Source organism: Marinobacter oulmenensis, assembly GCF_014201735.1.
Classification (GTDB): Bacteria; Pseudomonadota; Gammaproteobacteria; order Pseudomonadales; family Oleiphilaceae; genus Marinobacter; species Marinobacter oulmenensis.
Genome location: NZ_JACHFE010000008.1, coordinates 20,802 through 46,005, shown reverse-complemented (window position 1 = coordinate 46,005; position 25,204 = coordinate 20,802). Strand labels below are relative to the sequence as shown.

The 25,204-nt window shown below is 59.6% G+C and carries 19 protein-coding genes and 2 tRNA genes; 7 read left to right on the top strand and 14 right to left on the bottom strand.

Annotated elements, in window-relative coordinates; all coding sequences use genetic code 11:
- Positions 1-45: 45 nt before the first annotated feature.
- A complete protein-coding gene (gene rraA / locus HNR38_RS14240) occupies positions 46-525 on the bottom strand; it encodes a ribonuclease E activity regulator RraA (RefSeq protein ID WP_183705487.1) in 480 nt (159 codons plus the stop codon).
- A 31-nt stretch (positions 526-556) separates the two neighbouring features.
- Complete coding sequence (ppsA, locus tag HNR38_RS14235) at positions 557-2,929, bottom strand: phosphoenolpyruvate synthase (protein ID WP_183705485.1); 2,373 nt, start codon at positions 2,927-2,929, stop codon at positions 557-559.
- Positions 2,930-3,060: 131 nt separating this feature from the next.
- On the opposite strand from ppsA, the gene ppsR reads away from it, so the two are divergent.
- The gene (gene ppsR, locus HNR38_RS14230; RefSeq protein WP_183705483.1) at positions 3,061-3,876 is read left to right on the top strand and encodes a posphoenolpyruvate synthetase regulatory kinase/phosphorylase PpsR; all 816 of its coding nucleotides are present in this window, start codon (positions 3,061-3,063) and stop codon (positions 3,874-3,876) included.
- 59 nt (positions 3,877-3,935) lie between these two features.
- Here the strand turns inward: ppsR and HNR38_RS14225 are convergent, their stop codons facing one another.
- The gene (locus HNR38_RS14225) at positions 3,936-6,857 is read right to left on the bottom strand and encodes an insulinase family protein (protein WP_183705481.1); all 2,922 of its coding nucleotides are present in this window, start codon (positions 6,855-6,857) and stop codon (positions 3,936-3,938) included.
- A 99-nt stretch (positions 6,858-6,956) separates the two neighbouring features.
- On the opposite strand from HNR38_RS14225, the gene HNR38_RS14220 reads away from it, so the two are divergent.
- Both HNR38_RS14220 and HNR38_RS14215 read left to right on the top strand, forming a co-directional pair.
- On the top strand, positions 6,957-7,430 hold the full coding sequence (locus tag HNR38_RS14220) for a hypothetical protein (RefSeq protein WP_183705479.1): 474 nt from the start codon (positions 6,957-6,959) through the stop codon (positions 7,428-7,430).
- 60 nt (positions 7,431-7,490) lie between these two features.
- Positions 7,491-8,342, top strand: coding sequence for a 6-pyruvoyl trahydropterin synthase family protein (locus HNR38_RS14215; protein ID WP_183705477.1), 852 nt, complete (start codon positions 7,491-7,493; stop codon positions 8,340-8,342).
- 114 nt (positions 8,343-8,456) lie between these two features.
- Here HNR38_RS14215 and HNR38_RS14210 read toward each other — a convergent pair.
- From HNR38_RS14210 to gltX, 3 genes are all read right to left on the bottom strand, one after another.
- Positions 8,457-8,532 (bottom strand) — tRNA-Glu (locus HNR38_RS14210).
- 7 nt (positions 8,533-8,539) lie between these two features.
- Positions 8,540-8,615: transfer RNA gene (locus HNR38_RS14205), tRNA-Ala, on the bottom strand.
- A 116-nt stretch (positions 8,616-8,731) separates the two neighbouring features.
- Positions 8,732-10,213 (bottom strand): glutamate--tRNA ligase, encoded by a 1,482-nt coding sequence (gene gltX, locus HNR38_RS14200; protein ID WP_183705475.1) that lies wholly within the window; start codon positions 10,211-10,213, stop codon positions 8,732-8,734.
- Positions 10,214-10,358: 145 nt separating this feature from the next.
- On the opposite strand from gltX, the gene HNR38_RS14195 reads away from it, so the two are divergent.
- Positions 10,359-11,387, top strand: coding sequence for a zinc ABC transporter substrate-binding protein (locus tag HNR38_RS14195; RefSeq protein WP_183705473.1), 1,029 nt, complete (start codon positions 10,359-10,361; stop codon positions 11,385-11,387).
- On the opposite strand, the gene HNR38_RS14190 is transcribed toward HNR38_RS14195, so the two are convergent.
- Positions 11,364-12,278: an AEC family transporter gene (locus HNR38_RS14190; protein ID WP_183705465.1), complete on the bottom strand. Its 915-nt coding sequence runs from the start codon at positions 12,276-12,278 to the stop codon at positions 11,364-11,366. The genes HNR38_RS14195 and HNR38_RS14190 overlap by 24 nt on opposite strands.
- A gap of 260 nt (positions 12,279-12,538) precedes the next feature.
- Here HNR38_RS14190 and HNR38_RS14185 point away from each other — a divergent pair, with 260 nt between their 5' ends.
- The gene (locus tag HNR38_RS14185) at positions 12,539-15,103 is read left to right on the top strand and encodes a putative bifunctional diguanylate cyclase/phosphodiesterase (RefSeq protein WP_183705463.1); all 2,565 of its coding nucleotides are present in this window, start codon (positions 12,539-12,541) and stop codon (positions 15,101-15,103) included.
- A 17-nt stretch (positions 15,104-15,120) separates the two neighbouring features.
- Here HNR38_RS14185 and HNR38_RS14180 read toward each other — a convergent pair whose 3' ends face one another.
- The 5 genes from HNR38_RS14180 to putP form a co-directional block, all read right to left on the bottom strand.
- Complete coding sequence (locus tag HNR38_RS14180) at positions 15,121-16,086, bottom strand: hypothetical protein (protein WP_183705461.1); 966 nt, start codon at positions 16,084-16,086, stop codon at positions 15,121-15,123.
- 166 nt (positions 16,087-16,252) lie between these two features.
- Entirely contained in the window at positions 16,253-17,194 is a 942-nt protein-coding gene (locus HNR38_RS14175) for a 5-oxoprolinase subunit C family protein (protein ID WP_183705459.1), read from the bottom strand.
- A gap of 2 nt (positions 17,195-17,196) precedes the next feature.
- Positions 17,197-17,907: a 5-oxoprolinase subunit B family protein gene (locus HNR38_RS14170; RefSeq protein WP_183705457.1), complete on the bottom strand. Its 711-nt coding sequence runs from the start codon at positions 17,905-17,907 to the stop codon at positions 17,197-17,199.
- 94 nt (positions 17,908-18,001) lie between these two features.
- A complete protein-coding gene (locus tag HNR38_RS14165) occupies positions 18,002-18,871 on the bottom strand; it encodes an urea carboxylase-associated family protein (protein WP_183705455.1) in 870 nt (289 codons plus the stop codon).
- 18 nt (positions 18,872-18,889) lie between these two features.
- Positions 18,890-20,368 (bottom strand): sodium/proline symporter PutP, encoded by a 1,479-nt coding sequence (gene putP, locus HNR38_RS14160; RefSeq protein WP_183705453.1) that lies wholly within the window; start codon positions 20,366-20,368, stop codon positions 18,890-18,892.
- 148 nt (positions 20,369-20,516) lie between these two features.
- On the opposite strand from putP, the gene HNR38_RS14155 reads away from it, so the two are divergent.
- Both HNR38_RS14155 and HNR38_RS17625 read left to right on the top strand, forming a co-directional pair.
- On the top strand, positions 20,517-21,437 hold the full coding sequence (locus HNR38_RS14155) for a LysR substrate-binding domain-containing protein (protein WP_183705451.1): 921 nt from the start codon (positions 20,517-20,519) through the stop codon (positions 21,435-21,437).
- A 438-nt stretch (positions 21,438-21,875) separates the two neighbouring features.
- Complete coding sequence (locus HNR38_RS17625; RefSeq protein WP_425488695.1) at positions 21,876-22,340, top strand: DUF4124 domain-containing protein; 465 nt, start codon at positions 21,876-21,878, stop codon at positions 22,338-22,340.
- A gap of 177 nt (positions 22,341-22,517) precedes the next feature.
- Here HNR38_RS17625 and HNR38_RS14145 read toward each other — a convergent pair whose 3' ends face one another.
- Both HNR38_RS14145 and HNR38_RS14140 read right to left on the bottom strand, forming a co-directional pair.
- Positions 22,518-22,739, bottom strand: coding sequence for a hypothetical protein (locus tag HNR38_RS14145; RefSeq protein ID WP_183705447.1), 222 nt, complete (start codon positions 22,737-22,739; stop codon positions 22,518-22,520).
- The gene (locus tag HNR38_RS14140) at positions 22,732-25,203 is read right to left on the bottom strand and encodes a hypothetical protein (protein ID WP_183705445.1); all 2,472 of its coding nucleotides are present in this window, start codon (positions 25,201-25,203) and stop codon (positions 22,732-22,734) included. Before HNR38_RS14140 ends, HNR38_RS14145 begins: the two co-directional genes overlap by 8 nt.
- Position 25,204 lies beyond the last annotated feature (1 nt).

Sequence of the window (25,204 nt, the reverse complement as noted above, 5' to 3'; positions counted from 1 at the left end):
GACTCAACCGAGTCGCCTTTTTCGTTTTCGTCCTTTGGCCTGAACTCAGACCAGCGGTTTTTCCGACACGATGATGCCATTGTTGTCGGCATAAACGTAGTGCCCGGGCTGAAAAGTCACGCCATGAAACGTGACCGGTACGTTCAGGTCACCGATACCACGCTTCTCGGTCTTGCGGGGCACCGTACCCAGCGCCTGGACGCCGAGGTTGGTCTGACCGATCTCATCCACATCCCGGATGCAGCCATAAATAACAAGACCGGCCCAGCCATTCTCTGCCGCCTTCTCAGCCAGCATGTCACCGAGCAGAGCATTGCGCTTTGAGGCACCACCATCGACCACCATCACCCGGCCATTGCCTGGCTGGCCGACCTGCTCCTTGACCACGGAGTTGTCTTCAAAGCACTTCACGGTCACGATCTCACCACCAAACTGGCGGATGCCGCCGTAGTTGTTGAAACCGGGCTCCACCACCTTGACGTCCGGAAACTCGTCACACAGATCCGGTGTAATGATTTTGCTCACGTTATGCTCTCCTCTCCTGAAGGTTGGGTATTCAGTCGTTCTTGTCGCCGGCCAGGAAGAACCAGGTATCGAGAACCGAGTCCGGGTTCAGGGAAACCGAATCAATACCCTGATCCATCAGCCACTTGGCAAGATCGGGGTGATCCGACGGGCCCTGGCCACAGATGCCCACGTATTTACCCGATTTGCGACAGGCCTGAATGGCGTTTGAGAGCAGCGCCTTGACGGCGTCGTTCCGCTCGTCAAACAGGTGGGCAATGATGCCGGAATCCCGATCAAGGCCCAGGGTCAGCTGGGTCAGGTCGTTGGAGCCGATGGAGAAACCGTCGAAGTGCTGCAGGAACTCATCTGCCAGCAGGGCATTGGCTGGCAGCTCGCACATCATGATCACCCGCAGGCCATTCTCACCGCGCTTCAGGCCGTTGGCAGCCAGCAGCTCCACAACCTGCTCCGCCTCGCCCACGGTACGCACGAACGGCACCATCACCTCAACGTTGTTCAGGCCCATTTCGTCACGGACTTTTTTCAGAGCCCGGCATTCGAGCTCGAAACAGTCCCGGAAGGTGTCAGAGATGTAGCGGGAAGCGCCCCGGAAGCCGAGCATCGGGTTTTCTTCATCCGGCTCGTACAGGGTGCCGCCGATCAGGTTGGCGTACTCGTTGGACTTGAAGTCGGAGAGGCGGACGATGACTTTCTTCGGTGCAAACGCCGCCGCCAGGGTGGAGATGCCCTCCACCAGCTTGTCGACGTAGAAATCCACCGGTGAGGAGTAACCGGAGATCCGCTTCTCGACCGTTTGCTTGATGTCCCTCGGCAGACCGTCAAAATTCAGCAGCGCCTTCGGGTGGACGCCGATCATGCGGTTGATGATGAATTCCAGACGGGCCAGCCCGACCCCTTCGTTGGGCAGGGCCTGGAAGTCAAAGGCGCGATCCGGGTTACCCACGTTCATCATGATCTTGAACGGGATTTCGGGCATGGATTCGACGGTGTTTTCGTACAGCTCGAAATCCAGAGCGCCCTCGTAGATCATGCCGGTGTCGCCTTCGGCACAGGACACGGTCACTTCCTGACCGTCCTTGAGCAGTTCGGTGGCGTCACCGCAGCCCACGACGGCGGGAATACCCAGCTCACGGGCAATGATGGCGGCGTGACAGGTGCGACCGCCCCGGTCGGTGACAATGGCCGAGGCCCGCTTCATCACCGGCTCCCAGTCCGGATCGGTCATGTCGGTAACCAGGACATCGCCCGGCTGTACGCGATCCATTTCATTGATACTATTGACGATGCGTACCGGGCCGCTGCCAATCTTGTGGCCAATGCTGCGGCCCTCAACCAGGACCTTGCCGGTTTCCTTGAGCAGGTAACGCTCCATGACATTGGCGCCGACCCGGCTCTTCACCGTTTCCGGACGGGCCTGAACGATGTAGATGCGGCCGTCGTCCCCGTCTTTGGCCCACTCGATATCCATCGGGCGGCCGTAATGTTTTTCGATAATCATCGCCTGCTCGGCGAGAGCTTCCACTTCCGCGTCGGAGATGGAGAAGCGGTTGCGGTCCTCCTGCTCCACCTTCACGGTTTCGACATACTGCCCTTCGCCCGGTTCGGAATGGTAGACCATCTTGATGGCCTTGCTGCCCAGATTGCGACGCAGCACGGACGGACGACCGGCCTCCAGCGTCGGCTTGTGGACATAAAACTCATCCGGGTTCACAGCACCCTGAACCACGGTTTCACCCAGGCCATAGGAAGCGGTGATGAACACCACATCCCGGAAACCGGATTCGGTGTCCAGGGTAAACATGACCCCGCTGGCCGCGGTTTCACTGCGTACCATCTTCTGGATGCCGGCAGACAGGGCCACCATTTTATGGTCAAAACCGTGGTGGACGCGGTAGGAAATCGCACGGTCATTGAACAGGGAGGCAAACACCTCCTTGACCGAGTAGCGTACCTGAGGCAGGCCGACCACATTCAGGAAGGTTTCCTGCTGACCGGCAAAGGAAGCGTCCGGAAGGTCCTCGGCGGTTGCCGAAGAACGTACCGCCACGGCCATGTTGTCATTGCCGTCCTGGAGTTTGCCGAAGGCCTCTTTCAGGGCGTTGTCCAGGACATCCGGGAAGGGTGTATCGACAATCCACTGCCGGATCTGCGAACCGACCCGCGCCAACTCGTTTACGTCGTTTACATCCAGGGCTTCCAGGGCTTCGTCGATCCGGTCCTTGAGACCATCCGTCGCCAGAAACTCGCGATACGCGTGTGCTGTGGTCGCGAAACCGCCGGGAACGCTGACACCTGCATTGGCGAGATTACTGATCATTTCCCCGAGCGAAGCATTCTTGCCTCCGACCCGGTCAACATCGGACATTCCCAGGTGGTCAAACCAGATAATGTAATCTTCCAAAGCAAGTCTCCCTTGAATCTGAATGGCGCGGGGTCTCGAATACGCCGTGTATGATACTGTAACCAGCAGCATTTACATAGGGAGCGCATGATGACTCCCGGGAATCAGCCACTTCCTGACCGGACACAGACATGAACAGACACGCGTTTTTCATCTCCGACGGCACGGGCCTGACGGCCGAAGCACTGGGCCACGCCCTCCTTGCACAGTTCGAGAAAATCGAGTTCGAGAAAATTACCGTGCCTTACGTGGACGATGAAGACAAGGCCCGGGATCTGGTCAAAAGGATCAACAGGGCCGCGGAGGTGGACGGGGTCCGCCCGCTGGTATTCGACACCATCGTTGATAATAATATCCGAGAGGTGATCAGCACAGCGGACGGCTTCATGGTCGACATCTTCGGCACCTTCCTGGACCCGCTGGAAAACGAGCTGGAGTCTTCCTCGTCCTATACCGTGGGAAAATCCCATTCGATCAATAATGCAGGCAGCTACGAGCGGCGCATCGACGCCGTCAACTTTGCCCTGGACAACGACGATGGCGCGCGCACCCGCCATTACGACGAAGCCGACCTGATTCTGGTCGGCGCCTCCCGCAGCGGCAAGACCCCCACATGCCTGTATCTGGCTTTGCAGTACGGTATCAAGGCGGCCAACTACCCGATCACTGAAGAAGATCTGGAAGACCAGAAGCTGCCGGGCGCCCTGCGCACCTACCGGGAGAAAATTTTCGGCCTGACCATTGAGCCGGAACGGCTGGCGACAATCCGTAACGAACGCAGACCCAACTCACGCTACTCCTCGATCCAGCAGTGCATGCATGAAATCGAGGAAATCGAACTGATGTACAAGCGTGAGCGCATCCCCTATCTCAACACCACGGCTTACTCAGTGGAGGAAATCTCCACTCGCATCATGGTCACCACCGGGCTCAAACGCCACCGCTAAACAGAAACGGCGCCCCAAGGGCGCCGTTTCTGCTCTCTTTCTGGACAAATCCGGGGCGTCTAGAGCTCCTGGATGGTCATTCCCAGTTTTTCCACCTCGGCCCGGTTCTCCGGATTGGTAACCACCGCCACGCTGGCGTTGTCCGGTGTCAGCCAGGTGGCCGCCACCCGACGCAGATCGTCCAGCGTCACCTTCAGCACCCGCTCGCGGAACCGCGCCCGCTGTTCCGGGCTGCGACCAAACAGCCGGTTGTGGTAGGCATGACGGGCCGCACCAGCTGGTGAGCGTGGCCGGTCCAGCTGGCTGATCACCCCGAGGATGGCCTCCTCCAGCGTCTGATCGTCATGGTCCTCATTAGCCAGCCACGCCAGGGAGTCGTCGAAATCCGACAGCGTCTCGGCCAGACGCGGATCCCGGTAGGAGAAGAACCGGAACACACCGTTCACACTGTCCTGGCCAGCACCTCCACCATAGGCTCCGCCCTTCTCACGGATGGCCCGGTGCAGGTGGCCATTGCGCAGGAAGCCACCCAGCACCGTCAGAGCCGCCGAGTCGGGATGATCCACCGGCACTGTCGCAAAGGCCCTGGCACAGAAGTTGACCTGGGTCGAGGTGAGCCAGGCTTCATTGGTCTGATAGCTCACCGGGTCCATGCTCCAGGTTCCGGCATCCTCCGGCGCCTGCGAGGACCAGTGTTCTTTCAGGTCTTCCAGCATGCCCGGGGCCTGAGACTCCTCGCCAATCAACAGGAACTGGCGCTTCTGGTTGCGAATGCGCTCATGCAGCTCGCCCAGCCGGGCGCAGAAATCCTCCAGGCCGGCTTCGTCCTTGAGCGATTTGTCCAGATCCTTGGTGGCGCGAATCGCCGCCAGCCCACCAATACGATAGGCCAGCCAGGCACCGGCGCTAACGCCCTGGGCCGCCGCACCCATGGCCAGCGCATGCCCGGAACCAGTCACCGCCTGCTCCCGACGGGCCCGGATCTGGGCAATAATTTCCCGAATACGCTCTTTTTCGTCAAACCGGGCACCGGTGAACACGTCCTTGAGCAGGCGGGTCAGCTCAGAGCGATTCCGCGCCAGCGCCTTGCCGCTGAATATCAGGTAACCGGACATCGCCTGCACGTCATCAATCCGGCCCTTGGCGGTAAAGGATGCCCCAATACCACCGGATTCGGCCGAGATCCGGTCCTGCATCTGCAGATAGTCCAGATCGCCACACCCCACCTCGGAGATCAGCGCTGTGTAATACGGCAGCAGCAGCAGTTCTTCTTCGGTCAGGTCCGGCAGCGGCAGTACCACCTGCTGATAGACCAGACCGTTGGTGCCCCGGGAATACACCGTCGCCCCCGTTTCAGCATCATACTGGCCCTCGGGTTCGGGCATCTGAAGCGGCACGTCCTGGAGGGTGACCTTCGGCAACAGGGAATCGTCATCCTTGCGCATCTGGCGCTCTTCAAGCGCCTTTGCCCGCTCAGCAATCCGGAGCGATTCCTCCTCGGTCAACTGGGCCTTGCGCCGGGCCAGATGATCCTGAATGGCCTGCTGTCGACGGTTTTCGAGCTGCTCGTCGGGGCGCAGGGTCAGTGTTACCCGGTGCGGGTTGTCCAGAAGTTTGCGCCGAATCAGGCCAGGCACGTAATCCGGATCCTTGATCTTCTCGCGTAGCTGCGCGAGCACCGGCTCCAGATCCAGCAGTTCGACTGGATCACCGCCGTGGACCATGGGTGAAATGGCCTGCATGATCAGTTGCAGGCCATACGGGAACTGATCGCCCGCAATCTCACGCTGGTGCAACTCCAACTGGTGCAGTATGGCTTCCAGACGCTCCTGACTGACGCCTTCCCCGGCCACCTGGCGCAGGGTCGATTCCACCAGAGCCTCCAGCTCAGCCCGCCGCTCGGGCTCCGAGCCCTCGATACCGCAGACAAAGGTCATCTCACGGTTGGAGTCTTCCAACCCCATCATGGGGGACGGCGCATGCCCGAGATCGGTGGTTTCCAGGGCCCGCTGCAATGGCGAGGCACTGTTCTCCAGCAACACCGCGGACAGCAGCTGACCCTCCATGTTCTCCAGCAGGTCAAAGCTGTGTCCCAGCAGCCAGCCCATCACAATATGGGTTTTACCCTCGGTGCCCTCGCCTTCGTTGACGGCGTAGCCCTGCTCCACCTGGACCGGGCTGAACATGCGCTTTTCGTCCCGCACCGGCAGCTCAATATCCAGCCGGTCAAAGCGTTTGAGCGCCAGTTCCTCGAATTTCTCATGGTGCTCGTGGGCCGCGATATTGCCGTAAGTGACAAAAATAGCGTTGCTGGGATGGTAATGGTGGCGATAGAACTCGAGCAGGTCGTCGTATTCCAGATCGACAATCTGATCCGGCTCACCGCCACTGTTGTAGTGATACGTCGTGGTCGGAAACAGGTGGCTGGACAGGTTCTGCCAGAGCTGGGCCGTGGGCGCGCTCATGGCCCCTTTCATTTCATTGTAGACAACGCCCCGATAGACCAGATTGCTGTCCGGATCGTCCGGCTTTTCGAACTCCAGGCGATGACCTTCCTGAGCAAAATCCATGGGGTCCAGCTTGGAGAAAAACACCGAATCCAGGTACACCTCCAGCAGGTTGTCGAAATCCTTGCGGTTCATGCTGGCGAACGGATAGGCCGTCCAGTCGCTGCTGGTGAAGGCGTTCATAAAGGTATTCAGCGAGCGGCGGATCATCATGAAAAACGGATCCCGCACCGGATACTTCTCGCTGCCACACAAGGCGGTGTGTTCGAGGATGTGTGCCACGCCGGTGGAGTCCATGGGAAACGTGCGCAGGGCGACAAAAAACACGTTTTCATCGTTGTCGGCCGCCATGTGCAGATGGCGGGCACCGGTTTTCCTGTGGCGGTACTCTTCCACTTCCAGGTTCAGGTTACTGATCCGGTGGCTGCGGAGTTTCTCGAAAGCCGGATGGACTTGCTCGGTGTCTGCTGACATTCAATGATCCTGTGAATAGAACAATTGGAGAATTAGAGGGTAACACGTAGTATCGGATATGATGCACGGAACGGAAATAACAAGGTAGCCTGCCAGTACATGACAGAGAATACACGGAAACCGCACCACATCGACGCTCCGGAGGTCGCCGCCTGGTGGGACGAGCGCCGCCGTTACCTCGAGAATCTCCGCAAGGTTCCGGAGTTGCGCAAGCGCTACTGGAAGGAAATGGCGATCTATTCGCTCCGCCGGCTCCTCTGGTCCTACGGTTTTTTCCCTGTGGTCATCGCGTTCTGGCTGCCCTTCGTGCTGTCCAGCTTCAACCCCGTGGTCATGGCGTCCGACCTGATCCAGTTACTGCAGGGATTTGTCGGCGCCAACCCGGAGCAACAGGCAACCGCCGTCAGCAACCTGGTGGTTGGCTGGCTGTCCATCGGCAGCTTCTTCCTGGTCTTTGACCTGGTGCTGACGCCCTTTCGTTCCCCCTATCAGTACGAGGCCGATGTCTACATGAAATCCTGGGAACAGCTGAACCCGAAACCCAGCGAGCAGCCCCCGAACTCTCCTGCCTGAACCCCGGATTTTTGATAGAATCCGGCCTGCACCCACCGAATCACAGCAGGCCGGATTTTCATGGATCACCTTTTCGTCGACAACCTCACCGTCATTGACTTCGCCTACCTGGACCCCGCCCGGGGACTGGTGGGTGAAAGCTGGATTGCCGACGTCATCCTGGGCGGCGAACTGGATGAACAGGGCATGCTGTTCGACTTCAGCAACGTCAAGCGCACCATCAAGCGGGTGATTGATGAACGGGTGGACCACCGGCTTGTCGTGCCCCGCGGATACGAGGGCCTGAACTGGACCGAAGACGCGCCTGACACCTTTCGCTGGAACCTGACCGACGGTACGTTCATTGAGCACCGGGCTCCGGATGAAGCCGTCGTGTGGCTGTCCGCCGAGCGGGTTGTGCCTTCCGCCGTGGCGCAGCTGCTGGAATCCGAACTTCGGGCAGTCTTGCCAGGCAATGTCACGTCCGTGGAAATCCATCTGCGCGAAGACGTGATCGAAGGCGCCTACTACCACTACGTCCATGGTCTGAAGAAACACCTGGGCAACTGCCAGCGCATTGCCCATGGCCACCGCTCCCCCATCCGGATCGACCGGGACGGCCGCCGTGATTACGAACTGGAAAATCGTTGGGCCCGTCAGTGGCAGGATATCTATGTGGGCACAGAAGAGGACGTGGTTCGCCGGTTTGTAACGGATGACGGCACGGCGTACATAACGTTCGAGTACGAGGCCAACCAGGGAGAATTCGCCCTCACACTGCCAGAACGCCGGGTCTACATGCTGCGCTCAGACAGTACCGTCGAATTCATCGCCGCCCACATCGCGGACACCCTGAAAGCACAATTCCCGGACAGCCAGATTCGTGTCCAGGCATACGAAGGGGTGGGCAAGGGCGCGATCGCACTTCGCTGAGCCCATCGGCCGCGCACCGGTGGCGGCCTCCCTGCCCGAAAGACAGATACAAAAAAACCGCCCGAAGGCGGTTTTTTTGATGGCTTCGCGGTGGACTAAACCGCTAGGCCGAATTGGCGTCCCCTAGGGGGTTCGAACCCCTGTTGCCGCCGTGAAAGGGCGGAGTCCTAGGCCACTAGACGAAGGGGACTAGAAATTGGTGGAGCCAAGCGGGATCGAACCGCTGACCTCAACACTGCCAGTGTTGCGCTCTCCCAGCTGAGCTATGGCCCCTCAACGGATGCGTATATTAAGGATCCACCCCGGGGGCGTCAACACCCAATTTCCATTTTTTTTCATTTTTCTGAACGTCCCTGTTCAGGCCGCTTACTCATTGATCAAACTGGCGATTAAACGCCCAGAGCAGCGTATTCCTTCTCCACTTTTTTGGTCTCTTTTTTGGAAAATCCACCCAGGGTCTGGAGCGCCGAACGCAAGCGTGAGCGGGTCATGTCCGGCCCCAGTAGCGCCATGGAATCCATCACCGACCAGGAGTTGGGGGTACCGGCAATCGCCACAAAGATCGGGAACATGAAATCGCCCATCTTGAGGTCCATCGCCTTGGCCAGAGCCTTGATATCGGCAAAGATCGTGTCTTTGCTCCAGTGGCGCTGGGCTTCCAGCTTCCAGAGCGCAAACTGCAGGACCCGCTTGACCTGCGCCTCCTCCAGCTTCTTGTGCTCAAAGTCTTCGGGCTTGAGGTCCAGCATGCCGGAGAACATGAACCCGGCCATGGGCGCCACATCGGAAAAGACTTCTGCCCTGCCCTTGATATGGGGTACCAGGGCTTTCAGCGCGTCTTCATTGAACCACCACTGGCGCATGCGCTCGACGAACTGGTCATCGCTCAGTTCCTCTCGGATCCATTGACCATTGAGCCAGCGCAGCTTCTCCACGTCGAACACCGGCCCGCCGAGGGACACGCGTTGGATGTCAAAGTTCTCGATCATCTCATCCAGGGTGAACTTCTCGCGCTCGTCCGGCATGGACCAGCCCATGCGCCCCAGGTAGTTGGTGACCGCCTCCGGCAGAAAGCCCATGCGCTCATAGAAGTTGATGCTGGTCGGGTTCTTGCGCTTGGACAGTTTGCTCTTGTCCGGGTTGCGTAACAGCGGCAGGTGGCACAACTCCGGCATGTCCCAGTCGAAATACTGGTACAGCAGTTTGTGCTTGGGCGCGGAGTTGATCCACTCCTCGCCCCGCATAACATGGGTGATCCCCATCAGGTGATCATCCACCACATTGGCCAGATGATACGTAGGCATGCCATCGGATTTGAGCAGAATCTGACAGTCCACCTGCGCCCAGTCGATCTCAATCGTGCCCCGCAGCATGTCCTGGATCTCACAGACGCCATCTTCCGGAACCTTCATACGGATCACATAGGGGTCGCCGGCGTCGAGCCTGCGCTTGACCTCCTCTTCCGGGAGTTCCAGATCCCCTTTGATCCCCGGGTTCATACCGTTGGCCTTGCGCTCTTCCCGGATGGCATCCAGCTCTTCGGGCGTCCGGAAACAGTAAAACGCGTGTCCGGCAGTGACCAGGTCTTCAGCGTACTGGGCATACATGTGCTTGCGCTCGGACTGACGGTAAGGACCATGAGGGCCACCCACATCCGGGCCCTCGTCCCAGTTAAGCCCCAGCCAGCGCAGGGCCCGGAGAATATCCCGCTCGGATTCCGCCGTGCTGCGCACCTGGTCGGTGTCTTCAATCCGCAGGATGAACTGGCCGCCGTGCTGTCGGGCGAAACAGAGATTGAACAGGGCCACGTAGGCGGTACCAACGTGAGGATCACCGGTGGGTGACGGAGCGATTCGGGTACGTACTGTCATGAAACCATCCTGAAAATAAGTGGCCGATTGATAAAAGGCGCATTATAGCGACCATCGAGGGCTTTCGCATGACCGCCTTTTGCAGAAGCAACCCGTTAAGTTATATTATAACGTTTCACACACGGTACCGGAGAATCCCACCATCATGGCTTTCAGAAACACCGCTCTGGCCCTCGGGCTGGCGACATCGGTTATCGCCGCACCGGCCAACGCCGCTGAGATTGTCACATCCGTCAAACCCCTGGCGCTACTGGTCAAGGCGGTGGCCGGAGACAGCGCCGAGGTCACCACTCTGGTGCCTCCCGGGTCCAACCCCCACAACTACAGCATGAAGCCTTCCCAACGCCGGGCACTGGATCGGGCTGATGCCATTTTCTGGGTCGGGCCGGAGCTGGAAACCTTCCTGGCACGGTTACTGACCGGGCCGGAGTTTGAGGCCCGTGCGGTCGCCTTCATGGCCGTCGAGAAGACAGCCAACGACCATGACCATGCTCATGAATCGCATGAAGACCATCATGATGGTCACGAAGAGCATCATGAGGACCACCACGACGAAGCTCACCATCACGAAGAGGCGACGGACCATCACGGGGACGCTGCGGCTGACCACGATGGCCACCAGGACCACGGACACAACCACGGAGAGGGTGAAGACCCACACATATGGGTAGACCCGGACATGGCCCTGGAGATGGCCCATACCATCCGTGAACGGCTTGAAACCGTAGAGGGTCTGGACCAACAACAGCTCGACGCCAACCTGGCCAGCTTCCAACAACAGCTGACTGCCACCGAACGCACCATCCAGGAGCAGCTCGAAGCGGTTTCAGGGATCAGCCTGTTCGCCTACCACAGCGCTTTTAATCACTTTGCCGAGCACTATGGCCTTAATCTTGAAGGCCTGCTGACCCTGAATCCGGAGCTCTCGCCCGGCGCGCGCCACATTGCGGAAGTCCAGGAGCAGTTGCGACAGGCCAATCAGCCCTGCCTGCTCACCGAGCCCCAGTTCAACCGGCAATGGTGGCACTCCATAACCGAAGACATGGACGTGACATTCAGTACCTGGGATGCCCTGGCGACCGACATCGAGCCCAGCCGGGAAGGCTACATCCAGTTCCAGCAGAGCATTGCCAATGCTGTGATGCAGTGCCTACCAGAGCAGGCTGAGCATTAACGGTACGGAAATCATGGCCAGCAGGGTCTGGCCACTGATAATGCCCGCCATCAGGGGGGCATCGCCACCCAACTGGCGGGCAAGGATGTAGGCGGACGTTGCTGTCGGCAATGTCGCCAGCAAAACGGCGACATTGACCAGCATACCCTCCAGCCCGAAAAACCGGGCCAGCCCCACCGTCATCAGCGGAAAGGCCACCAGCTTCAGGACCGATGACACCATAAAAGCGGCGACGCTGCCCCGCAGCGCACTCAGTTGCAGCCCGGCGCCAACGGTCATCAGCCCCATGGGCAACGCCAGATTGCTGAGGGGTTCCAGAACACCCGCCAGCAGCGGATGAAAACCAATCCGGAAATACCCCCAGAGCACGCCGACCACTGACCCGACGATCAATGGATTGGTGACGATGGCTTTCAAAACCTTGCCGGCCTGGATACGGCCATCGTCCGCGACCAGGGCGAACATCACGATGCACAGAAGATTGAGCAGCGGCACCATGACCGCCACGGCTATCGCAGTCAGCGACAGCCCTTCATCGCCCAGCAGCATGCCACCAGCGGCCAGACCGACGTAGGAGTTGAACCGGATGGCTCCCTGGTATACCGAGGAAAACACCGGCCCCGGCCAGCGCCAGAAAGCCTGGGCCAGGGCCAGGGCCAGCGTCATCGCCAGCAGCATGGACCCGATCAGAAGCGCGGTATCGCCATAGGCGGAAGCCGGCAGACGGGCCTGGCCAAGCTTGAACACCAGCATCGTCGGAAACAGCACGTAGTAGGTAAAACGTTCCGCCTGGGGCCAGAATTCCGGGGCCGGGAATCCCACACGCCGAAGCAGGTGGCCCAGCAGGATCAGGGCGAAAACCGGAAAAAGGGCCTGGACAACAACCGGCATTATACTCTCCTCCCGCCGATAATTTGATAGTGTTCAAACAATCTCCAGTGTACCTCCCGGCCCTGCCAGGAGCCAGGCAGATAAAATGGTCTGGCCCGACTCCTCGACAATTTTCCCACCAATTGTCAAAGACTTGTGAAATCTCCCCCGTTCCGGGGGCAATCCTTTGATGAGCGTCAAAACAGACCCCGTTGGCCAGGATCAGCCACAGTGAAGTCCGTAGAATCGGCCACAAGTGAATAAAAAAGAGCCCTGTCTGCATGACCAGAAACGCACCGACGATCCGACGTTACCTTCTTAACCGGACCTTTCTCTTTTCCGCAATTGGCTTTCTGATCCTGCTGTTTGTCTGCCGGCAGGCCTATCAGGCCAGTGTCCGTGACAGCGCCCAGGAAATCGCCCAGTCGGTGGCGGAAAACACGTTCAATTCCATGTATCTCGTGATGAGCCAGGGCTGGACCCGCAGCCAGCTCGAACAGTTCATGGCGCAGCTGTCGCAGCCGGAGGATGCCCCTGCCACCAGCATGAACGTGATGGTCTATCGCGGCGAAACGGTCAGCGAACTCTACGGCTACATCGATCAACCAGCGATGGACAGTCTGATCCGTCAGGCCATGGACGAAGGCAAGAAGATCGAACGGTACAGCGATGACAGACAGCGGTACCTGCATCCCCTGCAAGCCAGAGAAAACTGCCTGGCGTGTCACACCAATGCCAGCCTCGGTGACACACTGGGCGTCATCGAAGTGAAACAGGACCTGACCCGCCAGTTGGAAATCGCCAACGGCAACCTGCTCTACTATCTGCTGCTGTTGTCACCGCTGCCGGCACTGTTCGGCTTCTGGGCCGTCAGGACGGTGACGCTGCGCGTCAACCACTCCGTGGAGGAGCTGAGTAAACGCATTACCCGAGTGGACTCTCTGGACGACCTCGGCAGCCTGTCCCGCGGAAATGAAGACCTGGGCTTTCACGAGTTGAACCAGATTTTCTCCCAGGTTGAGACCCTGGCCGATCGCCTCAGGGGCATCGCGGTGGACAAGGATCTGCTGGAGTTCGAAATCCGCCTGCTGGAGAAATTCGTGATCACCTCAGAAGTGGTCAGGGACTGGCGGGAATACATCAACATGCTGATGCTGGACATCAATCAGGTGATCCAGATCTACACCATGTTCTCAATCTTCAAGGTCGATGACGAAGTCTTCGACCTTGAGATTTTCTGGCTGAAACCGCCTGCTGCAAAAACCCGCGAAATGATGGAGGATGCCATCCGCAAACGTCTGCAGGGCAACAGCCACTTTGCCCTGCCCGGCGAGGTGATCATCCACCACAACAGCGTCCACACTGACGGCCCACCCCTGGAGCTTGCCCCGGCCGAAATCGAACTGCAGACCAAATCCCTGCTGGTGGAAACCCCGAAAATCGGCGGCATCGTCGGTATTGGCGTTCATGCCGACATCGTCAAAGACAGCACCAAAGTACTGGTTCTGGAGAGCATTCTGTCCACTCTTCTGAATGTGGTTGGTTCGGTGAAGGCCATCTACAAGTACACCCGGGACCTTGAGTACTACGCCACCCGCGACCCACTGACCAACCTGTACAACCAGCGAATGTTCTGGGAGTTGCTGGACTACGAACTGGACCGCAGTCAGCGACACGACTATCAGGTAGCGCTGGTCATGATTGATCTCGACAACTTCAAAGCCATCAACGACGGCTACGGGCACGCCATGGGCGACAAGCTGCTCCGCCAGCTCTCCATGGCCATGAACCGGATGCTCCGTACCGGCGACATCCTGGCCCGCTACGGCGGCGACGAGTTCGTGGTTATCCTGCCGGAAACCGGCATGGCCCAGGCCAAGAAGGTCTGTGACCGGCTGCTGGAAACCATGCAGAATTTCGCACTGGAAACCTCAGGCGGCGGCGTTGTCCGGGTCACCGGCTCCATCGGCGCCGGCCTGTTCCCGGAGCATGCCGATAACCGGAAAGACCTGTTCATGTTCGTGGACAACCTGATGTACCGGTCCAAGAGCCAGGGCAAGAACCGCATCAGCCTGCCCGACAAGGAAGACGTCGCAGATATCTTCAATGACCTGAACCAGAAAATGGTCCTGGTCAACGATGCCATAGAACACCGCAGTGTGGTGCCGGTATTCCAGCCGATCCAGCCCAATGGTGACGACCCGTTTGCAGTGGAGGTTCTGAGCCGGTTGCAGTTGCCGGACGACACACTGATGACCGCCGGCGAGTTCATCGAAATTGCCGAATCCATGGGCAAGGTCCACCTGATGGATTACATCGTCATGGAGAAAGCCTTCCAGCGGGTACGGGACACCGGTTATGGCGGGCTGCTGTTCATTAACCTGTCGCCCCGTTCGATTCTGGTCCGGGACTTCCTGCACAAGCTCCACGAGCTGGTCAAACAGTATGAGATGGATCCCGGCCGTATCGTGTTCGAGATCACCGAGCGGGACACGGTGAAAAACATGGGACTGCTGGAAAACTTCGTACGCAGCCTGAAAGATGCTGGCTATCTGTTGGCCATTGACGATTTCGGATCAGGCTTCTCGTCCTTCCATTACCTGAAGTACCTGCCCATCGACTTCGTGAAGATTGAAGGCGAGTTCATCGCCAACATGGTCAATGACCCACGAGACAAGGCCTTTGTTGTGAGCATCTCGGACCTGGCCAAACAGCTCGAGCTGAAGACCGTGGCAGAGTTTGTGGAAAACGAGGAGGTGCTGGAGATGGTGAGATCCGTGGGAATTGATTATGCCCAGGGCTTCCACGTGGGCCGCCCCTCCCGCGAAATGCCGGGCTCGGACTGAGCCCGGCAGGAGGGGTTTTAGCGAATTTCCCGCTGCAATGCGAAGTAGTTATCGCTCTTGTATCGCTCGATCACTTCGCCCAGATCCATGTCGGAATCCTTGCAGATCAGCATGTGGTAGATGGCACTCAGATTACAGAGCACATCCTTGCATTCCATGCGTGCTTCCTGGACCTGCCGGGAAGCCAGAGCATAGATGTAGGTATTCAGGTAAAGATGGTTCTGACGGGTGAGGTTGAACAGGGCCGCAATCACCCGCTTGATCACGTCATGGTCGTACTGTTTCTGCCGGATCACTTCCTGGCAGAGTTCCCGCTCCTCATCGTCAACAAAGAGCTTGACCCACTCCCAGTAATCAAGATCACAGACGATGGACATCGCCATCCGGAACTGCTCACTGGTTACGTCCTCCTCGGTGCCGAGCAGTGAGTCACAGAACGCTTCATATTCGCCGATCAGGGCCAGATAGCCGGCGCCCAGCCTGGAGTGCTGGCGCGCGATGTCCTGGATTTCCGACTTCATTGCCTTGATGAATCGATCCCCCTCGTCGAGGGAATCCAGCACCGGGAAAATCTGGTACTTCAGGGCGTGCAGGCTCTCAAAAAAATCACCGATGGAATCCCGGAGCACCGACAGTTCGCCCTTTCGGTCCCCCAGAAACTGCTCATTGCCACGAATGCGGTCCATCAGACGGTCTTCGCCACCGTCCTCAAAGAACACATCGATTTTACTTTCATACTCCTGCCCGGTACGAACCACCTGGTTAATAAATACCTCGGACAGGCTGGAAATCATCCCGGCAAGCTGGCTGGCCGCCACATTCCGGGCATTCTGATCGATGCCCTTTTCACGATCCCGCCGGGCCTGACGGCGGGACTCCATAACCAGTGCAATCAACGACACGATAATCGTAATGCTGGTCGCAATGTCGATACCGACTTCAATGCCATTGATGTTAGACAGGAGACTATCCATAAAAGACATAACCAAAACCCTGTTGATAAAAGAGGGGAATAAAGTAAGTCAATTACGTGTCTCTAACCACCTAAAAATGCGGAATTTAAAATGTTTGACAATCTTCCGCTAAAAACGGGGTGTTTTGACCACCAGCCAGTGACAACCAGTCTGGCTGGCGCCGAGTGACGGAGGATTACCGGAACTGCTGAAGAAACCGGACGTACTGGTTGTGGGCCCGCGTCAGCGGTACCGGCCGGAAGCGTATATGACTGCCCGGCAGGCACTGGGCCAGACGGCTACAGGCCAGGGGCGACAGGGTGCCCAGCCTGGGATAACCGCCGATCGTCTGCCGGTCATTCAGCAATACAATGGGCTGGCCGTCCGGTGGTACCTGGACAGCCCCGAGCGCCAGTCCCTCGGAGATCATGGTCGGCATGGCGCAACTCAGCCCGGGGCCCTGCAACCGGATGCCCATCCGGTCGGACCGGCTATCCACGATCCAGTCACGGTTGAAGAAATCAAACAGGCTCAGGCCCCGGAATTCACCCGCCTGGGCCCCCAGCACAAAATCGAGGGAGCCGGGATTGGCGTAATCCGGGCGCTGGTCTGTCGGAACGGTCTTTGGCTCAATCCCGGCATTGCCCGCGTCAGGGCCTACGAACAAACTGTCACCATGGGCCAGGGCATGCCCCCTGCCATCATGACCACCGAGCCCTTCCCGGACAACACAGGAGAGACTGCCGAGAACCCGCTCTACAACGAAACCTCCCGCCACAGCCAGGTAGGCCCGCAGGCCATCGCGGGGTGCCTGAAATGCCAGCACCTGCCCCACCCCGAGCCGGAAGGCGCTCCAGGGAGCGACCGGTTCACCATCCACCGTGGCGCCAAGGTCCGCACCGGCCAGGCCCACCACAAGCTCCGCTGTCGCTTTCAGTTTCAGCCCGCCAAACGTGATCTCCAGGGCAGCCGAGCCAAACGGATTACCCACCAGCCAGTTTGCCCAGGCCCAGCCGTGCAGGTCGGCGGCGCCGCCCTGGGTGATGCCGAAACGACGGACACCGTACCGCCCGGCGTCCTGAACCGACGCCATGGGCCCGGCCTGAATGACCTCCATGCCCTGTCTTGCCGTGGCCATGATCAGCTCTCCTCCTGCGGGCTGGGATCACCGCCCAGACGGATAAACTCCTCCCGGCTGACCGGCATCATCCGTACCCTGTCGCCGACCTGCAGGAAACTCATCGGCTCCCGGTTGCGGTCAAACAGCACCGTGGGAGTCCGGCCAATCAGGTTCCAGCCCCCGGGCGACATGGTGGGATAGGCCGAGGTCTGGGTTCCGGCAATAGCCACGCTGCCCGGACAAACCCGCTTCCTGGGGCTGGCCAGCCGGGCGGTCTCCAGTTTCGGGTCCACCGAGCCCATAAAGCCGAAGCCGGGGGCAAAGCCCAGCGCAAACACCCGATAGACCGGCGCGGTGTGCCGGTCTATCAGTTCCGCCACCGTCATGTGCTTGTCAGACGCCACACTCGGCAGTTCCGGTCCAACCGACGGGTCATACCAGACGGGCAACTCCTTGACGGGCTCATTCGTGTCCATGTCCTCGGGTTCCAGATCGGCCAGAAGCGCGATCAGCCGTTCCCGAGCCTGCTCAGGCTGCATGCACACAGGATCATACTGAACCAGTAAGGTGGTGTACGAAGGCACAAGATCAACCAGCGCGGCCCCGAATGCCGACTCACATCGGCGGGACAGGGCCATGATCCAGGGCAGGTTCCGGTCCTCAATGGCATCAAAAAGGCGAACCAGCCAGGCCCCGACACCTGCATTTTCAATACGTGGGCATCCATTCATCGTTTCTCACCTGTCCCCTGAGGCTTACCGGCTGGCCCGATCATAGGCCGGAGCCGCGGCGGCTTCAAACCTGACACTGGCAGGCCGGCCATCGTCAGCAACAGCCCTGTTGTTTCCTGGCAGCCCAGTCCACGTCCGGACTCCGCCGGCCATGCCGCCCCTTATAGGGGGCATATTCCGGTGAACGCCAGTTAGCCAGCAGTTCCTGTTTCGGGCGGTAGACCTCAACACCCAGCGGGTTACAGGTCTGCAGCGGGTCACGGGCGTTCTCCCCCCACAGATCCACCGACAGATCCCCCCCGGGGCAGCACGACATGGCGCAGAGCAGATCAATTTCAGCGAAAAACTCCAGATAGTCGCCCTTATCCGCCGGACAGGCCTTCATGAAGTACTGGTCGTCACTGTTCAGCCCGGTGCACTGGAAGATATTCAGCACGTCGTGCACATCCAGTTCCGTCAGACCATAGGGCTCCACAGCACGAACCAGGTTGGAGTGGCAGTGGAAATCGAAATCCTCACCGGTCAGCAGCCGGTTGACGTAGGGATCGCAGCGGGTTCCCAGCAGGTCGTGTACGCGCCCGCCCTCTTCATCAACACCATAATCGGCCAGGGTATCGTCAATAATCGTCGCCATGGGGCGCAGGTAAGGCAATGTCGACCAGAGCCGGTCATAGGTGCTCACATGGGCCCGCTGCAACTGCCGGGTCCGGGACGCCCACATGCGTTCCCGGGGATTGTGCAGGCTCCACATGTTGAAGTCGCCCACCTGGGGCCCATCGGTAATCTTCACCCGGAACACGTGCCCGGCGGGCACGGTCCAGGCCAGCCCGTCCCGCATGGGGACGGTGTGCGTAGCCACCAGTTCGCGTTCGGTGTTGGCCTGGGTCAGCGAGTCGTAGAAGGCTTTGTTGACATCCAGCACCGAGCCTTTGGTTGCCTGGTAAGCAGCAGGTACATCAGACATTGTTCAGTTCTCCCGGAATCAGTGTTCGGCATCGGCCGGTTTGTTGAACTCGGCCATCAGGCCATCAAACTTGCGGGCTTCACGATCACCGTTGGTCAGCAGGCTGATGCCAACAACAGCCAGGGACGACAGTACAAAGCCCGGCACCACTTCAAAGATATCGAACAGACCGGCAGGGCCGCCGGTCAGCGGCTTCCAGATCGCGACCGTAGCGGCCCCGATGACCAGGCCTGCAATGGCCCCGTTCCGATTCATGCCACGCCAGAACAGCGAGAACAGGATGACCGGGCCAAACGCGGCGCCGAAGCCACCCCAGGCATAGGACACCAGATCCAGGATACTGCTCTCCGGGTTCATGCCCATCACCGCCGCCAGCAGGGCCACCGCAACAACACTGAAACGGCTCAGCCATACCAGTTCTTTCTGGTCAGCATTGGGGCGGATCAGGCCACGGTAGATGTCTTCGGCAATGGCAGAGGAACACACCAGCAACTGGGAATCGATGGTGCTCATGATGGCAGCCAGCACCCCGGCCAGAACAAAACCGGCAACCCAGGGGTTCAGCATGGTATCGGCCAGGACGATAAAGACCCGCTCGCTGTCATCCAGCACACCGCCGAACCAGTAGTAGCCCACAGCTCCAACAGCAACCGCAGACGCCATGGTGATGGTGGACCACACCAGAGCAATACGGCGAGAGACACGGACATCCTCCCGGCGACGCAGTGCCATGAACCGGACCACGACGTGGGGCTGACCACAGTAGCCAATGGCCCAGCCCGCCAGGGAAATCATGCCCAGCAGTGTCAGGTCCTCGGTCCAGCCCGGCAGATTGGCTACGTTCTCGGGGGCGGTCGCCGCCGTCTCACCGTTGGCCAGTGCGAACAGCGTCATGACAGCCACAACAAACAGGGCTCCGGCCATCATCAGGCCCTGGATCAGGTCGGTCCAGGACGCAGCCGAGAAGCCACCGAGGAAGGTATAGGACATAATGACCGCCGCACCGACCCAAAGGGCGATGGAATAATCCAGATCGAACAGGCTCTCAAACAGCAGCGCACCACCGACCAGCCCGGCCGACACATAAAAGGTGAAGAAGACCAGCATCACTACGGAGGACACCGTACGCAGAACCCGTTGCCTGTCGACAAAACGGGCTTCCAGGTAATCCGGCACTGTCAGGGCATTGCCGGCTTTTTCAGTAAACACCCGGAGCCGCTCGGCAATCAGTGTCCAGTTGATGTAAACACCAACCAGGGTCCAGACCGCAATCCAGGCCTGGCCAAAACCGCCGGTAAAGATGGCACCGGGCAGCCCCATCAGGGCCCACCCGCTGAGATCGGAGGCGCCGGCACTGAGTGCGGCAACGCTGGGTGGCAGGTTCCGACCGCCCAGCACGTAATCGGAAAGATTGGTGGTTTTCCGATAAAAATAGATCCCGATACCCAGCATCATCAACAGGTATATCGCGAAAGAAATGATAACGGATGTGCTCATGGCTCACCTCTTGTGGAGTTGTTGTCAGTCAGGCACCGGAGCCGGACTGGTTTTATGCGTGTTTTTACGAGGTGGCTGCTACACTATCCTCAAGAAAAACTAATGAAAATTGATTAATATTGAGCCATCACTTGAATTTGAGTCATCTATGCCACGTCCCAGCTTTTCCTCCCTGAAAACCTTCGAAGTGGTCGCACGCCTGGGCAGTCTGCGGGCTGCCGGCGAAGTGCTGCACATTACCCAGTCGGCTGTGAGCCACCAGCTACGGCGGCTTGAGGAAAATCTGCAGATACAGTTACTGGAGAAGAAAGGCCGGGGCATCCGGCTGACGCCAAGCGGTGAGCAGTTGGCCTTCCAGCTGGCCGAAGGATTCGAGATTATTGATGAAGCCGTGGACAACATCACCACCGAAAAGCATCTGGAACAACTGAGGATCATCTGCCTGCCGTCCATCGCGGTGCGCTGGCTGATCCCCAGACTCAACCGTTTCCGGGCCCGTTACCCGGATTACGCCATCAGCTTTCAGTACATTGATGTGTCGAGGACCGAGGTTCCGCCGGACGTGGATATACAGATCACCTGGTACGACGGCGAACCCGCCTCACGATTCGACAAGCAGCGCCTGTTCGCCGGCGATACCCTGCCCGTGGCCAGCCCGCTCTACCTGCAGACCGTGAATCCCATCGAACACCCCAGGGATCTGCTCAGGCTGGACATACTCCACGATGAGACCTCTGCGCCCTGGCGCAACTGGTTCCAGAATCAGGGGCTGAACCCGAGCCATCTGGATCGGGGCGTGTTCTATCAGGATTTCAACCTGCTGAGTTCGGCCGCCATTGCCGGCCAGGGCATCGCCCTGTGCCCTCCCCGGCTGATTGAGTACGAACTGACCAATGGCACACTCGAGATCCTGTTTGATTCACCGTCCAACACCTCGCGCGCCTACTGGCTCTTCTCCCACCCAAACCCGAGACCTGCCGTCCGGCATTTCATGGACTGGCTCCTGGAGGAAGCCAAGGAGCCGGAGCCGACAACTCCGGAACGCTCGTCCGATAGCAGTCCGGCCTGACAGCGCTGCCCGGGCGGGGGCAGGCTTCGGCTATTGCCTACGCCTCAAGGCAACGACAACGGGCAAAGCAGGCCGATGAACTGGTAGACTTGGGCCCGAATACTTCAGGGCCGATGACGGTCCCGGAAGCGCCATCAGAATCACAGCAACGGACAGACCGGTCAGCCGATGGAAAACACCCAAGTCCCGACCCCGACAGCACTGACAGCCAAGGCAGACCAGAGCCGGCCCGGTGAGCCATCCAGGCGTTTCAGCATCGCGCCGATGATGGACTGGGAGCACAGGTAAATTTAACTCATTAATTTCAAACAATTAAATAAAAACACAGCTCCCTGTAGCACTATAGGAGCACCAAAGCACATACGTCTCTCTATCACCCCCCGCCCCTTTGACAGAGTTTTACAGCAGATCGCGGCTCCATGGGATAGTCTGTGTTTTATGGAGGTGAGCATGATCAAATGGACTTTGTTAGTACTGGCTTTGGCCAGCCCATCCCTATCTATTGCTGCCGTTTTCAAATGTGATGTAGACGGCCAGACGGTTTTTTCAGATTCTCCCTGCGGTGATGACGCCGAGGAAGTCACGGTGTCCCCCGTAACTGTTGGTGGGCAACTAGATACGGGAACAGACGTGGAAACGTACCAGCCCGAGGAAAGGAAAAGATCAAGATCTCAGGATGAGTGCCCCTACATCAGCAGCACCGAGATGCGGAGGCTGACCATCAAGCATCAGATAAAGCGGGGAATGAAACCAGCGGATGTCAGGCGCTCCTGGGGGCAGCCTTCGTCTATAAACACGGGGGGAACAACACAATGGGCGTATCACTACCCTAGCGGATCCGCGAGCTACGTCTACTTCAGGAATGGCTGCGTCTCAAATTGGAGCGGGTACTACCGAAACTAAAATGTAAGACATCTCTTATATGAAGTTTATAACTTCGCTCACAGTATTTTATGCACAGCAAGGTAGAGTAATCACGTCCACTCGCATGGAAGCAGCAAGCACGGATGCCTGCCTAGTGGACGCGACACCTGCCCAGTGGTGTGACTCCAGGGAGAGTTCTGGCTCGACTGCATTCACTCAGATTATCTGGTCGGTTCCGGTTAACGCCGGTGCAGGCCCCTCAATCTGTTTCCCTCGAATAAACACATGCTCCCCCACGGATGCTGTGCCGCGCACCCGCACCCGGGCGCCGGTGACCAGTTCGACAATGGCGCCGTCTGGCGTTGTCGCTACCACCGCGCCTTTGTCTCGGGGCTCACTGGGTAGTAGCCCCAGCAATCGCTTGTAAATGTTACTCATGGGTCTCTACTCCGATGGTTTGCCATAGCTCTGGCCAGTTGTGCCTGACACTCAGACTGCGCACGAGCCCGCGCCGAGTGTTGCCCTGTTCGTGGTACTCGATCAGGGCGCCGGGGCGGATCAGGCCGGTTTCGGGCAGGACCGGGAGCCGCAGGCTGATGTTGGCTTGCTTGCCGGTGTCACCCAACAGGGCCAGGCCACGTTGTCGGGTCATGGCCGGATCGGTAGCCAGTTCGTCCACGATGGTCGGGGCGGGGTTGGTGCCGCCGGTGCTGCCGATGATGATGCGGTCGGCCCGGCCCTGTTCGCCGCCGTGAACCCATACCGCGTTGTATGCGGGCTTTTCCTGCCAGTCGATGCCTTCCACTTCCACAACATCCTCGGGCAGTGAGATGGCCGGGGTGGCGCTGTCCCAGGCCCAGGGGGCGGTCGGGTACCGGGGCAGGATTTGCAGGGTCTGGTCGGTGTCGTGGGCCTGTACGTAACCGCCGCCGGCTTCGGCGATGCGTTTGGCGGCGTCTATCCAGGTGCCGTTGTGGGACCAGATGCCTGCGGGGATCTGCCAGTCTTCAATCTGCCAGTCCAGGTTCCAGCCGATAGGCACACCGTTGTCCTGCAGGGCTTCGGCCAGGGCCTGTTGTGCGGTCAGGGCGGTGTCGTTGGTGTATTGGATGACCGGCGCCACGGGATCAGCCAGTAAAGCGGCACGGCCACGGCCGGAGACGCGCAGCCAGCTTTCGCCGAACTTCCGTTCCCGCTGGATATTCTCAACCACCAGGCGCAGCGGTTCGCCGTTGATGGTGGCGATCAGTTCCACTCGGGTTGTGGTGTCTGGCCGCACTTGGGGCATGGCACTGGCGGGGATGCGGGTGTTCCAGCTCCAAGTCCATGAGTCGGCGTCGATGCTGGCGCTGAAATCCTCAGCAGACAGCGGAGTGCCGTCTAGTTCGGTGATGGAAAAGTCGTTGATCACGCGGTATTCCTCCCGGATCGGGATGATGATTGTGGGCTGTTCTGGCTCTGGCGGGCAGTACGGCTGCTGTGGGTAGCCCTTGCCCAGCAGAACCGGGCAACGGAGCGCCGGGGGCTGATAGTCGTCGGTGGGCATGACGACTTGAAGGCCCGGGGGCTGGTAGATGGGCCACCAATAGCCGGGTGCCGGGTGATCGGCTTTGGTCCAGCGAACTTCCAGCCGGGTACCGGCGGGCCATGCCTCCCGGTTGCCAATGCCCAGGCCACGGCCTGCCGGTTGTGCCTGCTGTTCCGCCAGCCGCACCGATGGCCGGCGCTTGATGGTGTCTGCATGGGGCAGGCCGGAGTTGCCATGACGGTCGATGCCATGCTGGTGGCGCTCCTGCTGGCTGGCCCGGGTGCGGATGGCCTCGGCATATGGAGCCTGTATGTGGCTGCCGGCGTCGATGCCATGCTGGTGCCCCTGCCGGATCGGGCGCTGGAAGCGGATCATCTCCGCTTGTGGTGCGGCCAAACTATTGCGGCGTTGCTCCATCGCCTGGTTGTCCGCCTGCAGGAGCAATGCCATTGGCTGGCCGTGGTGCTGCCGGAATGCCAGGCCCTGCCAGGCGTCCGGGTAGCGGGTGCCGTGGCGGGTTCGGGTGCTGGTGCCGTCGTTGTCTGGCAGATCCAGGTTCTGCACAGCTTCGCTGGTCAGGGCCACCGGTGGGTTTGTGGCTGGCAGTTGGGCAGCTAGCGCCCCGGCGGCGATGGTTTCGCCGGTACCTGTGGCTGTCAGGCTGAACCGTGGCGCCGGGGTATCGGCCCGCAAGTTGCCGTAGGTGGAGGACTCGGGCTCGATTTGCTCGGACAGCTCCACATGGTTGTCCAACGGGAGCGCGATGTAGCCCACGCGCAGGACCACGGCGCTCAATAGGGGCGGCGGGTTGTAGGTGGTGTCTTGTGCCCCGAAGGCGGCGAAGGTGATCGCCGGGACGGGTCTTGGCAGATCCGCCAGCAGTCGCCCTTCGGCGTCCGGCTCGTCGCTTTCGTCCGTGATTCCGTTGGTCAGTACCAGCGGCAGGGAACGCTCCGGCGGTGCATACGGGTCTACAATCGTTACACGGGCGGTAATGGCCGGCGGGGTGTAGTCCGTCGCCAGTACCCGGGGCTGCCCCAGGTCGAGCGCTTTGTAACCCTCGGTGATGACGATGGGCTTACCCAGGGCCAGCGGCTGATACGGGGTGTAAAGCGTGACCGGCTCGAAACCGGCTAGGGCGATGTACCGGGTATCGAGCGCAATTGGGGCGAACGCAGGCGGGCTGTAGGGCGTGAGCAGGGTCAGGCCGTCGGCAATATTCGGGGCCTGATACTGTTCGGGCAAGCACTGCGGCTCGCCCAGCGCCGGCGGCTGGTAGTTCTCGGTCAACACGCGGGGGTGGTATAGCCCCGGGGCTTTATAGCCGACCGTCAGGGTGACCGGCGCTGTGCGCTCCGGCGGGCGGTAGCCCATG

Coding starts and splice junctions, on each gene's coding strand:
- ppsR (WP_183705483.1), top strand. CDS start 3,061: ATGAACAGACACGCGTTTTTCATCTCCGACGGCACGGGCCTGACGGCC.
- HNR38_RS14225 (WP_183705481.1), bottom strand. CDS start 6,857: ATGTCAGCAGACACCGAGCAAGTCCATCCGGCTTTCGAGAAACTCCGC.
- HNR38_RS14220 (WP_183705479.1), top strand. CDS start 6,957: ATGACAGAGAATACACGGAAACCGCACCACATCGACGCTCCGGAGGTC.
- HNR38_RS14215 (WP_183705477.1), top strand. CDS start 7,491: ATGGATCACCTTTTCGTCGACAACCTCACCGTCATTGACTTCGCCTAC.
- gltX (WP_183705475.1), bottom strand. CDS start 10,213: ATGACAGTACGTACCCGAATCGCTCCGTCACCCACCGGTGATCCTCAC.
- HNR38_RS14195 (WP_183705473.1), top strand. CDS start 10,359: ATGGCTTTCAGAAACACCGCTCTGGCCCTCGGGCTGGCGACATCGGTT.
- HNR38_RS14190 (WP_183705465.1), bottom strand. CDS start 12,278: ATGCCGGTTGTTGTCCAGGCCCTTTTTCCGGTTTTCGCCCTGATCCTG.
- HNR38_RS14185 (WP_183705463.1), top strand. CDS start 12,539: ATGACCAGAAACGCACCGACGATCCGACGTTACCTTCTTAACCGGACC.
- HNR38_RS14180 (WP_183705461.1), bottom strand. CDS start 16,086: ATGTCTTTTATGGATAGTCTCCTGTCTAACATCAATGGCATTGAAGTC.
- HNR38_RS14175 (WP_183705459.1), bottom strand. CDS start 17,194: ATGGCCACGGCAAGACAGGGCATGGAGGTCATTCAGGCCGGGCCCATG.
- HNR38_RS14170 (WP_183705457.1), bottom strand. CDS start 17,907: ATGAATGGATGCCCACGTATTGAAAATGCAGGTGTCGGGGCCTGGCTG.
- HNR38_RS14165 (WP_183705455.1), bottom strand. CDS start 18,871: ATGTCTGATGTACCTGCTGCTTACCAGGCAACCAAAGGCTCGGTGCTG.
- putP (WP_183705453.1), bottom strand. CDS start 20,368: ATGAGCACATCCGTTATCATTTCTTTCGCGATATACCTGTTGATGATG.
- HNR38_RS14155 (WP_183705451.1), top strand. CDS start 20,517: ATGCCACGTCCCAGCTTTTCCTCCCTGAAAACCTTCGAAGTGGTCGCA.
- HNR38_RS17625 (WP_425488695.1), top strand. CDS start 21,876: ATGGAGGTGAGCATGATCAAATGGACTTTGTTAGTACTGGCTTTGGCC.
- HNR38_RS14145 (WP_183705447.1), bottom strand. CDS start 22,739: ATGAGTAACATTTACAAGCGATTGCTGGGGCTACTACCCAGTGAGCCC.
- HNR38_RS14140 (WP_183705445.1), bottom strand. CDS start 25,203: ATGGGCTACCGCCCGCCGGAGCGCACAGCGCCGGTCACCCTGACGGTC.